At 34.0% G+C, this 15,990-nt stretch carries 11 protein-coding genes; 2 read left to right on the top strand and 9 right to left on the bottom strand.

The features are described 5' to 3' along the window. Positions 1-17 precede the first annotated feature (17 nt). Positions 18-2,840: a TonB-dependent receptor gene (locus tag FHP04_RS04195; RefSeq protein ID WP_139854730.1), complete on the bottom strand. Its 2,823-nt coding sequence runs from the start codon at positions 2,838-2,840 to the stop codon at positions 18-20. A 199-nt stretch (positions 2,841-3,039) separates the two neighbouring features. Between FHP04_RS04195 and FHP04_RS04200 the strand changes: the two genes are divergently transcribed. Further along, positions 3,040-3,423 (top strand): acyl-CoA thioesterase, encoded by a 384-nt coding sequence (locus tag FHP04_RS04200; protein ID WP_139854731.1) that lies wholly within the window; start codon positions 3,040-3,042, stop codon positions 3,421-3,423. Between the two features lie 37 nt (positions 3,424-3,460). Here the strand turns inward: FHP04_RS04200 and FHP04_RS04205 are convergent, their stop codons facing one another. Together FHP04_RS04205 and FHP04_RS04210 are read right to left on the bottom strand one after the other, a co-directional pair. Then, a complete protein-coding gene (locus tag FHP04_RS04205; RefSeq protein WP_139854732.1) occupies positions 3,461-4,423 on the bottom strand; it encodes a tRNA dihydrouridine synthase in 963 nt (320 codons plus the stop codon). A gap of 152 nt (positions 4,424-4,575) precedes the next feature. After that, entirely contained in the window at positions 4,576-5,448 is an 873-nt protein-coding gene (locus tag FHP04_RS04210) for a T9SS type A sorting domain-containing protein (protein WP_139854733.1), read from the bottom strand. A gap of 202 nt (positions 5,449-5,650) precedes the next feature. On the opposite strand from FHP04_RS04210, the gene FHP04_RS04215 reads away from it, so the two are divergent. Continuing rightward, on the top strand, positions 5,651-7,423 hold the full coding sequence (locus FHP04_RS04215; protein WP_139854734.1) for an ABC transporter ATP-binding protein: 1,773 nt from the start codon (positions 5,651-5,653) through the stop codon (positions 7,421-7,423). Between the two features lie 321 nt (positions 7,424-7,744). Here the strand turns inward: FHP04_RS04215 and FHP04_RS04220 are convergent, their stop codons facing one another. From FHP04_RS04220 to FHP04_RS04245, 6 genes are all read right to left on the bottom strand, one after another. Then, positions 7,745-8,101, bottom strand: coding sequence for a hypothetical protein (locus FHP04_RS04220; protein WP_139854735.1), 357 nt, complete (start codon positions 8,099-8,101; stop codon positions 7,745-7,747). Positions 8,102-8,209: 108 nt separating this feature from the next. Continuing rightward, positions 8,210-9,415 carry a tyrosine--tRNA ligase gene (gene tyrS / locus FHP04_RS04225; RefSeq protein ID WP_139854736.1) on the bottom strand — a complete coding sequence of 402 codons (1,206 nt, stop codon included), beginning with the start codon at positions 9,413-9,415 and terminating at the stop codon, positions 8,210-8,212. A 254-nt stretch (positions 9,416-9,669) separates the two neighbouring features. Then, positions 9,670-11,280 carry a GMC oxidoreductase gene (locus FHP04_RS04230; RefSeq protein WP_139854737.1) on the bottom strand — a complete coding sequence of 537 codons (1,611 nt, stop codon included), beginning with the start codon at positions 11,278-11,280 and terminating at the stop codon, positions 9,670-9,672. Between the two features lie 394 nt (positions 11,281-11,674). Then, complete coding sequence (locus FHP04_RS04235) at positions 11,675-12,382, bottom strand: DsbA family oxidoreductase (RefSeq protein WP_179951771.1); 708 nt, start codon at positions 12,380-12,382, stop codon at positions 11,675-11,677. A 169-nt stretch (positions 12,383-12,551) separates the two neighbouring features. Then, complete coding sequence (locus FHP04_RS04240; protein ID WP_139854739.1) at positions 12,552-13,712, bottom strand: pyridoxal-phosphate-dependent aminotransferase family protein; 1,161 nt, start codon at positions 13,710-13,712, stop codon at positions 12,552-12,554. Between the two features lie 276 nt (positions 13,713-13,988). Further along, positions 13,989-15,986 carry a heavy metal translocating P-type ATPase gene (locus FHP04_RS04245; RefSeq protein ID WP_139854740.1) on the bottom strand — a complete coding sequence of 666 codons (1,998 nt, stop codon included), beginning with the start codon at positions 15,984-15,986 and terminating at the stop codon, positions 13,989-13,991. Positions 15,987-15,990: the final 4 nt, after the last annotated feature.

Raw genomic sequence — 15,990 nt, forward strand, 5'->3', positions numbered from 1 at the left:
TTAATAATAACATAATTTTACAAATCGAATTTTAACCCTAAATTAAATTTAGGAAGGTAGTATTCCGCTTGCATGGTACGCTCTGAAACTCCTTGGTAATAGCGTAATGGTTGATTTGTCAAGTTATTTGCTTCAGCAAAAACACGTAGATTTTCTGATAGTTTATACGAAGCATTGGCATCTAAGAAAAATTGTTTGTCGTAGTATCTGTCTTCAAATTCATTCCCTCCTAATTCATCTATATAATCAGAGCTGTAATTTGAAGAAACGCGAATTGAAAACTTATCGTTATCCCACGAAAGTGAAGCATTAAGCATATGAGGAGCAGTACCAGGTAAATCTATTCCTTTTCTTTCTTCACCATCTTCGTTTGTAATTCCCTTCGTTTTAGACTTCGTTAATGTATAGTTTACGTAAACCCCTAAAGATTTAAAGAAATCCACTGGTATGAAATCTAATTGTCTCTGAAGCGCCACTTCAAACCCATATACATCTACATTATCACCATTTCTTGACTGAACAAAATCCCAAGTTTCACCATTTGAAATAGGATTTGATTGGTTTGGAAAATCTAATGCAAATTTTTCTTGGGTGTATTGTGAATCACTTGCAGTATAAATGAAGTTTTTCATATTCTTATAAAAAACGCCTCCAGATAAAATCCCTACAGACTTGAAGTATTTATCCACCATTAAATCAAAATTAGTAGCATTTGTAGCATCTAGTTCTGGATTTCCTGCTGAAATTTCATTGTCTTCAGTATTTACATTAACATAAGGTGCCAATGAATAGTAGTTAGGACGCGCCAATGCTGTTGAAACTGCTGCTCTTAATATTAAATCTTTTTGGATGTCATATTTGATAGCTAAACTCGGCAAGATGTCTGTGTAGGAGTTTGTATTAGAAATTTGTCCTACTAGCTCCTCTTCTTCCTTAACATAATTTCCCGTATAGTCAATATTAGTATGTTCAACTCTTACACCAGTAATAATCGAAAACTTATCGGATAAATCTTGATCCCAACGAAGGTAAACTGCAGAAATACGCTCTTTAGCATTATAGTTTGCAGACAAATATTCTGAAGGATCTAATTCGCCTTCAAATAAACTAACATTTGTTAGATTTAAATTTCCCAGAAAAGATTTATCTACAAAAAATCCAGGAAAATCGTTCGGTCCTGCTTCCCAATTACCACCTCCGTAGTAACTAAGTGGAAGATCTGCTAATGTTCCGAAAGTTGTTATTGGTTCGTACTCGTAAAAGATATTATCTCTTTTCTTCTCTTTGATTCGCAAACGAAGTCCAGTTCTTAATCGTCCTTTTTGTCCATCCACTACAGAAAATGGAATACGAATGTTCACCTTTGCTCCAATTTCTTTTTCTTCAGTAAAATTGTGATTTTCTGATAATTGATTCATCTTGAAAGTATCAAGACCATCACCTGAAGCATTTACTAACGGAAAGTTTAAATCACTTAAATCTTGACTTAAGTCCAAACCTTTCGACTGAAAACTTAAATAACGCTCATTAGGTCTATCCTCACTAGCTGTCGCATAATTTACTTGCCAGTCTAAATCTAACTTAGAGTTAATTAAGTGTTGACCACCAATCGAATAATTTTGAACACGTTGATCTTCTAAACGCGTGTTTTTATTACGATTATTATCAATTCCTCCCTTTGTCTCTCTACGAATATCTCCTGTAAATCCAGTTATATTATCTTGGTCGTCATATAGAGGTTTAATTTTTCTGTAACGAACTCTATATCTATTTTCTCTATCATCTCTCCCATTGTACATGGAATTAAGAAAAAGCGTATTGTTTGAATCTAGATTATAATCTAGTGCTAAAGCAAAACTTCTTCTTACACGTTGCACATCGTACTTTCGGATATCCTTTTCACCTATATATACCTGTCCTTTCTCACCCTCTTTCCATTCAGCTTCAATATTATCAGAACCGAAATTGTTGTTATTATAGGAAGCACTAAAAACTGCTCCTAATTTATTGTCGAAAAAACGATTCCCGTAAACCAATCCTGCGGTGTAATTTCCTTTTTCACGAATTGGAGCATAGCCACCTGCTAATGTTGCTGAAATTCTTTCTCCATTTGGAGAAGCTCGAGTAATCAAGTTTACCGAACCTCCAATAGCATCGGCATCCATATCTGGAGTTAGTGTTTTGTTTACTTCAATAGTAGAAATCATATCGGAAGGAATTAAATCCATCTGAACGTTTCTGTTATCGCCTTCAGCAGAAGGAATTCTATCGCCATTTAATGTCACCGAATTCAACTCTGGCGCTAATCCTCTAATAATTAAATTTCGTGCTTCACCTTGATCGTTTTGAACGGTGATACCAGGAACACGCTTTAAAGCATCCCCAACATTTGCATCAGCAAACCTCCCTACTTGGTCTGAAGATATGACATTAGTAATATTTTGATTATTTTTTTGTTGGCTTAACGCTTTCGCTTGACCTTTAAGTCGTTCTCCAGTAATTATAACTTCATCCAAACTTTCTAAATCGGAAGACATTATAAAGTCTAACCTTGAGTTTTTCCCTATTTCAACTTTAGCTTCCAAAGTATGAGGTAAAAAACCTAAATATTGAACCGTAACTTGGTAAGTTCCTTCAGGAACATTTAAAAACTCATAATACCCTATTTGGTTTGAAATAGTATATCGTTGTCCACTATCAAGAGTTACAGTAGCTCCTGGTAGTGATAAATTTCCTTGTTTATCAATAATTTTACCTGAAATAACTCCACTGCTTTTTTGTGAAAATGCACTAAATGCAATAAAGAGTGAAAAGAATAAAATTGTAATTTTTTTGGTCATTTGATTTATTGTTTTATTTATTATTGCCGCCAAAACTACCTATCAAATGTTACCTCTATGTTATACAATTGTTTCCATATTAAGAACATAATTTGTTGTTGAACGCAGCTGTATTATTAGCAAAAAAGGGTACCGTTTTCATTTTACAATTATATCTTTAGGCCTTTAAAAAAACCGATTTATTTCAACAAAAACTCCAATGAATAAAGCTGAACGAATTAAAAACTCAACAACTACAATTTTTAAAGCTGTATTTCCTAATACCACAAATCATTACGACACTCTTTTTGGTGGAACGGCAATGCAAATGATGGATGAAACTGCATTTATTGCTGCTACCCGATTTAGCAGACAACAGATGGTAACTGTAAGCAGTGATAAAATAGATTTTAAAAAGGCGATTCCAGCAGGAACTATTGTTGAATTAGTTGGATATATTACCCATGTGGGAAACACTAGCTTAAAAGTTAGAGTAGATATTTATGTTGAAGAAATGTATTCAGATTATAGAGAAAAAGCGGTCTCTGGAGAATTTACCTTTGTGGCAATAGATGAGAACAAAAAACCAGTAAAAGTTATTTAAGAATTGCTACACAGAGAGTAATTGTTACAAAATTCTTTTACTCTTTTGCAATCTTCATTTCGTTATTGATTATTTGAGCGACTGCTTGTCTGTATTTTACAGGGTTTGAAGCCTTCTTAATGGCTTTATACGTTTTCTGTGGATTGGAAGTAGATTGTGAAAAGTATTCCCAAAAGCCCAACATTTTCATTTTAATTGGGGTTGGTCCAGATAAATATTCGTCGTACTGCTTATATATTGTGTCGTGAAACTCAGAAAAAATGGCCCATCTGTTTTCGGGATATTCGGTAGTATTGTTTTTAATCATACTTGGTAAAAAAGGATCGGCTATTAAGCCACGACCAATCATGAAATGGTCAAGTGTTGGGAAGCGTTCTTTAATAGCTTTATAAGCTGCAACACTAGTAATATCTCCATTGTAGTACAACTTATGCTCAGTGCCAGTTAAACATCTTTCAAAAGCATCTAAATCTACAGGACCTTTGTAAAGTTGTTTTCCAATTCTAGCGTGAATTGCAATATTTTTTAGCGGATATTTATCTAAAATTGGAAAAGCATCAAGTATTTCTTCTGCATGTTCATATCCCATTCGCATTTTCATTGAAACTACAATATCAGTTTCATTATGTGCTCGGTGTAAAATTTCATCAATTTTTGAAGGATTACATATTAAGCCCGAACCCATTCCAGATTTTGTAACCATAGGATAAGGACAGCCTAAATTCCAATTCAATTCTTTATAACCCAAACTTTGCACATACTTCACAACAAAAATAAATTCGTCTGCATCATTGGTCATCACTTGAGGAATAACCGTTACAGTTTTGTTGTTTTCAGGTTCTAAATCGTTTTGATAAGATTGTTTGATTTTTAGCTTTCCATTCAACCTTATATAAGGTGCGTAAAATGTGTCAATACCTCCAAAATAATGATTGAAAGCATTGCGAAACCTGAAACTTGTAAATCCTTGTAAAGGGGAAGAAAGTAATGTAGAAGCCATCTTATTATTTAGTGGAGTAAAGATATAACAATTGATGTGTGGTTTTTGCCATCGGTTTTCAAAATTTTCTAATAAAAAACACGGGCAGAATACCCGTGCTTTTAGATGAAAAGCTTTTAATTGAAGCTTAAGTAGCAATGTTAATTTTAAATCTATTTCACGAATTTAGAAGAATGCCACTGATTATTCATTTTTAAACGCACTATGTACATTCCAGAATTTAATGCTGAAATGCTTATAAACTCTTTATTGTTGTTTAAGTTTTCAGTTAGTACTAAACTTCCTGAAGCATTATAGATTTCAACCTGCTCCATAGAAGCCGAACTTTGTAAATTCAAGGTATTGCTCTGAATAAAGTGTGTAAATGGAGTTTCTTTAAACTTTCCTATACTCAATACATTATTAGTTTTAAGATTATCTATAAACATATCTTCAAATAGGAAAGCTTCTAAAGCATACTCATCAATTGCTTCCTGTGAACCCCAAAGCGTATCTTGATGGATTTCTATTCCATTTGCATAATATGTAATTGTTTGATTTGTGTAATTGAATTTCAGTTTTATCTCGTTAAACTGTCCTACATTTATTGGAGCCATTGCTATTGGCACTGGGTTAACCACATTAACTTGCGCTGGAAAAACATATTCTTCTTGAATAATGATAAAGGCAGCATATTCATCATTAGACATAATTTTCCAGTAAAATGTTGTATTCCCTCCTGGTGCATATATGTCCATAGAAATTTCTAAATCATCTTGTACAGGAAGTGCTTCTGTGAAATTCCAATCTGCGAAAATTAAAGGCTGATTAGAATCGTAAGTCATTTTTAAAGAATTTTCACCTTCAGAAGCATTTTCACTTGAAACAAAGAAATAGTTTGATGTATCTGAATTTTCTTGCCATCCATTAATTCCGTCCACTAATTCTCCGGGAGTATAACCTTCAGATGTTTCAAATGATGTTTGTTGGGATTGAGCCGAAATTGCTGCCATTACTAAAGCAGCAACTAATGTAATTTTTTTCATAAATTTTCAATAAGTTAGATTTTAAAATGCAAGTATAATCTTATTCCAAATTAATTGCACACCCCACTCTAAAGTTTTTGGAATAAGCCGAATTTTCTATAACATATATGAAAAGTGAAGTAAAAAATTCTTTTAGCGAAGTGAATTCCTATAACGCTTCTTTAATGAGTATTTTTGTCTACTCTACTATTTATCAAAAAATATGCAGCATTTTAAAGAAACCACCAAAAAGAAAGAAAAATCACAGCCAAAAGTTACTATGCTGCAAGCATTCAAGACCATAATTTGGCCAAGACGAAATTTAGTTTTTATAGGTTTAATTTTAATCGTTCTAAGAAGTTTGTCAGGATTAGTCTTGCCCTGGCAAAGTAAAGTGTTACTAGATGAGGTTGTACCCAATAAAGATTTATCTCAACTCTATACCTTAATTGCCATAGTAATTACCGCAATAACCGTTCAGGCATTAACCTCATTTTTACTTACTAGAATACTTAGCGTTCAAGCCCAATATTTAATTAGTGAATTGAGATCGAAAGTTCAAAAAAAAGTACTTTCCTTACCAATTAGTTTTTTCGACAACACCAAATCTGGAGCCTTAGTATCTAGAATTATGACCGATGTTGAAGGAGTAAGAAACCTCATAGGAACAGGTCTAGTACAATTAGTTGGGGGTTCGTTTACTGCAATAGTCTCCTTGATTATTCTAATAAAGTTAAATGCCTGGATGACACTATTTGTGTTTGTCCCTTTATCTATATTCGGTTTTATTGCTTTAAAAGCCTTTAAATTTATCCGACCAATTTTTAGAGCACGAGGCAAAATTAACGCCGAAGTTACTGGTAGATTGACAGAAACCCTTGCAGGAGTTCGTGTGATAAAAGCATTTAATGCAGAGGAACAAGAGAATATTGTTTTTGAAAGAGGCGTTGAAAAACTATATCAGAATGTAAAAAAGAGTTTAACAGCCACTGCTCTTATGACAAGTTCTTCTACCTTCTTAATTGGAGTAGCCACAACAGGAATAATGGGAATTGGAGGTTATTATATGATGATTGGCGAAATGACTACTGGAGACTTCCTATTCTTCACATTAATTCTTGGGTTTATGATTGCGCCAATTATCCAAATGAGCAATATTGGAAGTCAGCTAACCGAAGCTTTAGCCGGTTTAGACAGAACGGAAGAGCTAATGAATAAGATGGCAGAAGAAGACAATCCTGAAAGAAACATTCAGTTAGAGACTTTAAAAGGTGATATAGAATTTACCGATGTTTCATTTTCATATGAAGAAGGAAAACAAATATTGCACAACATTAATTTTAAAGCACTAGCAGGTTCTGTTACAGCTTTAGTGGGAAGTTCAGGCTCTGGAAAATCGACAATAGCAGGGCTTTCAGCTACTTTCTTAACGCCACAATCTGGAAAAGTCACTATCGATAATCAAGATTTATCACAAGTTAAATTAAGTAGTTACCGTCAGTATTTAGGTGTTGTTTTACAAGATGAGTTTTTGTTTGAAGGCACTATTCGTGAAAATATAATGTTCCCAAGGCCCAACGCAACAGAAGCTGAATTGCAAAATGCGGTAAAAGCAGCCTATGTAAATGAATTTACCGATAGATTTGAAGATGGCTTAGAAACTTTAATTGGAGAAAGAGGTGTAAAACTTTCTGGTGGACAAAGACAGCGTTTAGCCATTGCTCGAGCTATTTTGGCAAATCCAAAAATCATCATTCTGGATGAAGCTACATCTAGTTTAGATACTCAAAGTGAAGCATTAATCCAAAAGAGTTTAGCCGAACTAATTAAAGATAGAACTACCATTGTTATTGCTCACCGCCTTAGTACGATAAGAAAAGCAGATCAAATTTTGGTAATTGAAGCAGGACATATTGTTGAACGAGGTACTCACGAACAATTAATTGCAAAAGAAGGTAGATACTATGAACTGTATACCTACCAAGCAAAGATTTAAAAGTTTTAATTTAAGAGTTTTAGCAAGAAGATAATTGCATGATCTTTAGCGATATACTGATAAAAATAATCTAATTAAACCCCAAAAAGTCAAATTGCTAATGGGGTTTAATTAATTGAGGAGATAAAAGCCTAAGCTTAATGCCAAATATAATAATTAATTTCAATTATCCTAAAAAAAATCTTCTCCCTATACTATCAAATTATTTTTTCAACATTCTAACCTCTTCTCGATCTAAAATATTCTTATAAAAAAATTAGAAATTTTATAAAAATTATTTCGCTTCCTAAAATTTTCAATTTCCTATTTTAAGTATTTAATTTATTCTACTTGCTCATCGTCAGATTCAGTATATTTAGCTAAAAGTTTATTGGAAACCTTATATGTTGCGGCATAGGTAAGCCCTTCTTGACGGGATTTAAAAGTTAAAAATGCTTTTTTATACCATTTTGGATCTGTAGCTTTCTTTTTAAAATCGTCGTGTGCTGCATTTTCAAATTCTTCGCCATTGAGCCAAGTATGTATGCTATAAACGCCAAGACCAAAATGCTCTAGACGCTGAAGAATAACTTCAAAATCTGATTCAGAAAAACGATGAATAGTATCTTTATCATCTCCTTCATTCATATTTTTGAAATCTGTAAAAATATTTTTTTCTAAAAATTCGGTTTGTTCCATTGTTGGTTATGTATATGAATTGTTGTGATTATTTATTTTATAAAGATAAGCTTATTAGAATTTAGGATTTGAAATTATAATTGTGTTTTTCGCTTCTACTTACTCACTCTATTTCAGTTCGTAAAAATTTCGCTTTCCCATTTTAATTTTGGTTTCCCCTTTTAAGTCAATACTCATAAATGGATCAGTCATTTTTTGTTCATTAATTTGAACAGCTCCGCTATTAATAAGTCTTCTAATATTCGATTTACTCAACTCCCTATTTAACTCAGAACATAAATCAAGTAAATTAATCGTGCCATTCTCGGTTTGAAATTTATTTAAGTCAACAGGCTCGAATACCTTTTCTTGAAAATTTTTATTCTGAAATTGATTACTAAAAAAAGCTTCTGCCTCTTCTGCTGCAACTTCATTGTGGTATTGTGTAATAATATTTTTAGCAATCAACTTTTTAATGTTCATCGGGTTCTCCCCTTCCTCCATGCTTTTCATAATAGATTCTATCTCTTCTACAGAAAAGTCTGTGGCTAACTCCAAAAACTCATTAATCAAATGGTCTGAAATTGACATCGTTTTTCCAAACATATCGTTGGGAGAGTCAGTGAGCCCGATGATATTATTTAGAGATTTACTCATCTTCTCATTTCCGTCTAGTCCTCTTAACAAAGGCATACACATTACAGTTTGAGGACTCATTTGGAATGTTTCCTGCAATTGCCTTCCCATAGTACAATTAAAAAGCTGGTCTGTTCCTCCCATTTCGATATCTGCTTTAATTTTCACCGAATCGAAGCCTTGTAGAATTGGGTAAACAAGTTCGTTCATTGCAATAGGAGTATTTTCAGAAAAACGCTTATTGAAATCATTTCTGTGCATTAATTGAGCAACGGTAACCTTAGATAGTATCTGAATTACTTCTGTAAACTCAAGCTTATCTAACCACTCTGAATTAAAAACTATTTTAGTTTTTTCAATGTCCATAATTTTGGATAACTGATTGAGGTAAGTTTCAGCATTGTGTTGCACTTCATCAACGCTCAGTGGCATTCTACTTTTATTTTTCCCCGTTGGATCTCCAATACGGGCAGTAAAACTTCCTACCAAAATCACAATTTGGTGTCCTAAATCTTGAAATTCTCTTAGTTTTTTTAAGACCACGGCGTGTCCCAAATGCAAATCTGGAGCAGTGGGGTCGAAACCAAGCTTAATTATTAACTTGCGATTTTCCTTTTCGGCTTGTTTTAATTTTTCCTCCAATCCATTTTCTGGGAGAATAATTTCAACATTTTGTTTTAGTCTTTCAATAGTTTCCATTTTTTCTTAAATAAAAAAGCCCGAGCATTTGCTCGGGCTTTAGATTATAATATAGTGTTTTTAACTTCTTAAATTTTATTTAAAACATATATATAGCCATTCCGAGCAGATATTATTTGGTAATAATAAGTGCTGAAATAAGGCAGACGTAATATGTTATTTAAAGTTTTCATTCTCGATTACAAAATTAAGTCTTAATATTATGCTGAACAAATAAATTTAGCTAGACCAATAATTATGTGCTACTTACATTATTAGTAATCACTTTTAATTATTTCATCCATACAGTATTCTGCAACTGCAGTAATAGTTAGAAAAGGATTTACTCCAATGCTTGCAGGGACCAGGGCGCCATCGGTTATATACAAGTTTTCATACCCTTTAACTCGACCATATAGATCGGTTGTTTTACCTAATACAGCACCACCTAGTGGATGATAACAAATATCTGGACCATAACCACCTTTCCATAACAAACCAGAAGGAGTTCCACCGTTTGCTTTATTCATCTTTTTTATAAAATACTTGGCGTTTTTTACAGTATGCTTGTAATTTTTCTTTTCCCAATTAATTATGATGTCATTAATCTCTGGATTATATGAAATACTTCCTGGGGTTGGCACTTTGTTAATTATTAAATACAGAGCCGTATATACCTCCATTCCCATTGGTAAAGGAGAAATTTCAGCAAAAAATGAATGTTTTTCATCTTCCCAATTGTCAATCCCCGAAACTGGAATTGTAGATTGTTTAACCCCCGTACCTGGTCGGAAATTGCTATAGGTAGCCTCATTTTCTACTCTATTAAAGAGCGTATTTACCATATTTCTTCCAGTCATCACATTTCCATTATTCCCCCAATATTCTCCTAAACTAGGGTCAAAATTGTTCATTTTGCCTTTGTATTTTGAAGCTAATAATAGTTTTGTAGTACCAAGACTTCCAGCGTTTAGGAATAGTTTTTTACAGTTTATAGTTTTCTTTTCAACCACTTCGCCTTCGGTATTAAGAACATTTACATAAACAACATATCCTTTCTCCGTTTGCTTAAAATAATCAACCTGATGAAGATCTTGAATGCTCAGCAATCCAGTATTTAGACCTTTCTTTAAATAGGTTTTTTCAAGACTTTGTTTCCCGTGGTTATTTCCGTAAATCACTTCTTTTGCAAGGGCAGACTTTGGTACTTCTCCTGCTTCTTCTTTCTTCATATAATCGAAAGAGTAAACATTAGGAACTCGTATAGTCTTAAATCCAGCTTTCCTTGCTTCACTTTCACCTACTCTCGCAAATTTATAATAGGGAGTTTCATTGTAATATTCATCCGAAATTTGATTTACATCTAATTCTTTTTGTGCTAATGGGAAATAAGTATTCCAAAATTCTTCGACATCTAAATCTGGAAATATTTCTTTAAAATATTCTTTTTTAGGCTGTACGGCCATTCCTCCATTTACCAATGAGCCTCCTCCTACGCCTCGACCAGCATAAACCTTAACATTTTCAAAATCCATACGATCCAGAACACCGGTAAATTTTTTATTAAATCTAGAAATGTTCATCATTGGGGCTTGAGTGGATTTTCTAAGCCAAGTAGAATTGTTTTTGGGAGTAATTAAGTTTGAAAATGGCTTGTATTTACCTCCCTCTTTTTCCCAATTTAATCCCATTTCTAACATCACCACCTTTTTCCCTGCTTGGGTAAGGCGCAACGCAGCTACTGCTCCTCCATATCCTGAACCAATCACTAGGTTTTCGATATATTCTTTTGTATTTGTTGTCATTAATTCACTTGCTAAAACACTAGGAACCATAAGCCCCATACTTAACCCTGAGGTTAGTTTTACAAAATTTCTTCTCTTCATTATAATTCAACCGATTTCTAGTGGTATTAATTTTTATGTTTTCTGAGCGGTTGCCAACGCTTGATATGCGACTAATATACAAATGATAAAAAAGCTAAGAGATAAGAAAATTCTGAAAATATTCTTAATTATTTCTTGAGGACGGAAATTATAGACTTTTAAAGAAAACGTTTTTGATCATTAAGAAGAATAATAAAAGGTATGTCCCATAATCCACCACTCAACTTCTTTACTAGTTATAAAAAAACCTAACAGAATTTTCACCTTCACTGTTTTGCAATAGTCAAGAAATGAAACCTGTTAGGTTATAATAATTTTATTGATTGAAAATGAAGTAATTTAGAAGACTATCTTATTTGTGAAATAGATTTAATTTCTAAAACTAAACTTCAGTCTAATCACAAGTACCATCCGTGCTACAGCTTTGACCTTGTGTAACTTCTAATTTTGTTTCTGGATTAAGTTTTCTCCATTCGTCAAATGCAACTTCCAAATTTTCTAAGAATGCCTGAGGTGGCTGCGCTCCAGAAACTCCATATTTTCTGTCAAGAACAAAAAACGGAACTCCCTGAACTCCTAGCTGTCTAGCTTCTTGAATGTCTTGATTAAATAAAGAAGCATATTTCTCATCGCTTAAAGCTGCTTTTACGTCTGCTTCACCTAGCTCTAATTCCTTTCCTATTTGAACTAAAGTATCAATATCAGCTATATTTTTACCCTCTGTGAAAAATGCAAGAAATAGTTTTTCTTCTGCTTGATCTCCTAAACCTTTAGTTTTGGCAAATTGAATAAACTTATGAGCGTTTAATGAATTCACCATTACTGCTTTATCAAAATTGTATTCTAAGCCAACCTTTTTCGCGGAAAGGGTAACGTTATCTAACATTCCTTTTACTTGCTCTTGGCTCATTCCTTTATTTTTAACAAGATAGTCTTGGTAGCTATCTTTTGGTTCCTCAGGAATTCTAGAGTCTAATTGGTAACTTTTCCAAACTACCTCAAGTTCATTTTTATGCTCGAATTGTTCGAGTGCTGTTTCAAAATTTCTCTTCCCGATATAGCAAAAAGGACACATTACATCACTCCAAATTTCTATTTTCATTTTGTTTTCCATAATTTATTTAAGATTTTAATTCACTTATTTCTTTCTTACTCCTTCGCAATAACTTAGCCTAAAGCTTTCAATAAAGCAATAAGTTCTAATAAAAGCCTATATGTCGGTTCAACCAATACTTCATTACAAAAGTATCTGCCAAAAGCATAGCCAATTATTAGAAGTGCTTTAATACCTGGGCAGTACCAATACCTAATTCATGTTTATAACCATTTCGCTTTAAAGCAGTTTCAATAGCACCTACAGTTGCGAGTAAATCTGCTTTGTTTACTGAGCCCATATGGCCAATTCTAAAGTAAATGTTTTTTAATTCTGGCAATAGACCTCCTGCTAATACTATACCATTATCACCCACTATTTGTAAAAATGCTTTAGCATCCATATTCTTGGGATATAATGGAGCTGTTAATGTGTTTGCTGCTGTTTCATCATTCTTAGACAATAACTCCAAGCCTAAAGCTTTGATAGCTTCACGCATAGCTTTTCCTGCTCGTTTATGACGATTAAAACGATTTTCTAATCCCTCGTTCAAAATTAACTTCAAACTTTTTTCTAAAGCAATGATAAGGTTTACCGGAGGCGTCCCAAAATATGAGGCCTGCCTGTTTTCGTAAGCTTGCATTATGGGTAACCAGTTTGTCCAATCGGAATAATAGTTTGAAACTGGACTTTTACGATTTTCAAAAGTTTTGATAGCATTTTGAGATGCTACCACAAGAGCAAGTCCAGGAGGAATTCCTACTGCTTTTTGAGATGCGGTTACAACAACATCTATTCCCCATTCTTCTTGCTTAATTTCCTCACCCGCTACCGAGCAAACTCCATCGAGAATTGTCAATACATTGTATTTTTTTCCTAATGCTCCTATGCTTTTAGCATCGTTTAATACCGCAGTGGAAGTATCGACGTGAGTAAATGCTAGAATTTTATAATTATTGGATTTTATTTGCTTCTCAATATCATCTATAGGGACAATATGGCCCACTTCGGATTCAAGAATATCTACATCGGCTCCATAGCGTTTTAAAATCTCAGCATATCGAAGCCCAAAGTATCCTGTAGAAACTACTAGCACTTTATCGCCAGCTTCAACTAAATTGGCTGCCGCCATATCCATAGCAAGTGTCCCTGTTCCAGCTACAATAAATCCTTGTCCAGAAGGACACTGACAAACATCTTTTAACAACTTTAAACTGTTTGCAAATACAGCTATAAAATCAGGGTCAATATGACTAAGTGTAGGAATAGCCATAGATTGTAAAACTTCATTTTCAAACTCTATTGGCCCCGGAATCATTAATAACTTCCTTGAATTCATATACTTTGTTTAAATTTTTTTCTGTAATTAATATAAAATAATTTACATGATGAGATATACCATTAAGTAATTATTAACCTTATATACCCTGAAGGAAACAACATAGAATTTCTTGATTTACGATGTACGGTTTTGGATTCAGAATGAAAATTAGAAATAAACCAATAATCACAGCAAGTTCAAAAGAAATTCTATTGAATGTCGTTAGTATAAATCAATAGAATAAACATATTCTTTTCCTCTTCAAATAATAATGTAAGCAAGGGTTCTTAAAACCTATTTCAACTCATACCGCAATAATCTCAAGGCATTTAATACAACTACCAAAGTTGATCCTTCGTGGAAGACAACTGCTGGTCCAATGGCTATGGTTCCCATAATTGTTAATGGAACCAATATAACCACCATTCCCAAACTGATTATTAAGTTTTGTTTAATGATGCTTTTTGCTTTTCTACTTAAGCCAATTGCAAAAGGAAGATTATCTAATTTATCCGCCATTAGTGCTATATCTGCGGTTTCTAAAGCTACATCAGACCCTGCTGCTCCCATGGCAATTCCTACTGTACTTTTTGCCATTGCAGGGGCGTCATTCACACCATCTCCAACCATAGCCACACCTCCACTTTCTTCTTCTTTAAGTTTTTCTATTGCAGTTACTTTATCTTCAGGAAGTAAACTCCCCAACGGATCGGTTATTCCTATAATTTTTGCAACTGCATTAGCTACTTTTTGATTATCGCCCGTAAGCATAACCATTCGCTTAATACCTATTCCTTTTAAAGCGGTTAAGGTTGAAATCGCTTCAGGGCGGGCCACGTCCATGGCCGCAATAATACCTAAGTACTCATTCCCTTGATGAACAATCATAGCTGTATTTCCTTCTAATTCAAGTTCAGCCATTTTTTGATCTATTTCCTTAGGTACTGCATTTCCTGTTAATTCTTCAAATAGTCTGCGGTTACCAATATGAACAAGACCACCATTCCAATCGGCTTGAATTCCTCTTGCGGTTAAGGCTTTTAAATTTTCAGCTTTCGGAATATCAATATCTCCTAATTCTTTATTTCCTCCATCAACTATAGCTGCCGCTAATGGATGATCACTCAGTGCTTCTACAGCCACAGAAACTTTTAATAACTGTTCTCTACTTATATTACCAAAAGGAATAGCGTGTGTTAGTTTAGGCCTACCTTCGGTGAGGGTTCCTGTTTTATCAAATGCAATTGCACTAACTCCGCCTAAGTCTTCAAGAGGACGACCCCCTTTAATCAATACTCCTTGCCGAGCAGCTCTCGCAATTCCAGCCAATACAGCGCTTGGTGTTGAAATAGCCAAGGCACACGGTGAAGCGGCAATTAAAACTGACATTGCTCTGTAAAAACTCTGCTCGAAAGTTTCGTCTATTACAACAAAAGCAAATAGTAAAATAATAACTAAAATTAATACCGAAGGCACATAGTATTTTTCAAAATTATCTGTAAGATGTTGTGTAGGCGATTTTTGAGTTTCGGCCTCTTTCACCAAATAAATTAATCGCGAAAGTGTACTGTCTTTAGACTCCTTAAGAACTTTAATTTCTAGAGCTCCACTGCCGTTAATTGTACCTGCGAAAACTCGATATTCAGGCAATAAGTTTTTAATTTCGATGTCATCTTTCCAGCTATCGCTTGGGAGTTTGGTTATTGGCATACTTTCTCCTGTAATTGAAGCCTGATTTACTGCACTCGTTCCTTTTGCTACTACTCCATCAGCCGCGATAGTTGAATTTGGTTTTACCACAATTATGTCTCCAACCTTCAGCTCTTCAATGTGGACTTCTTTCAGTTCACCATTTTGTTTTAAAAGTGCGGTTGGAGGCGCTAAATCGGAAAGAGCAGAAATAGACTTTCGCGCTCTTTTCATAGCGTAATGTTCAAGAGCGTGTCCTAAACTAAACAGGAATAGCAATAAGGCACTCTCGCTCCACTTTCCCAATGCAGCAGCACCAATAGCTGCAAAAAGCATCAAAAAGTCAATTTCAAATTTTCCTTTTGATAAACCAAAAATGGCAGAAGAGAAGGTAAAAACACCACCGAATATAGCTCCGATAATAAAAATCGGAGTTACAATGGATTCAGAAACGCTAGAGATAAATGATAAGACAACCCCTGTAACCCAAAATACTCCACTGATTATTGCGAAATAGAGTTCGGTGTTTTCTCCTAAAAAATTGAGGTTAGAATGACCGTGCTCACTATTTTCCTGATGTGAATCCTTACTGGCATCTTTCATATTA

Origin of the sequence: Aequorivita sinensis (genome assembly GCF_006346335.1) — a bacterium.
Classification (GTDB): Bacteria; Bacteroidota; Bacteroidia; order Flavobacteriales; family Flavobacteriaceae; genus Aequorivita; species Aequorivita sinensis.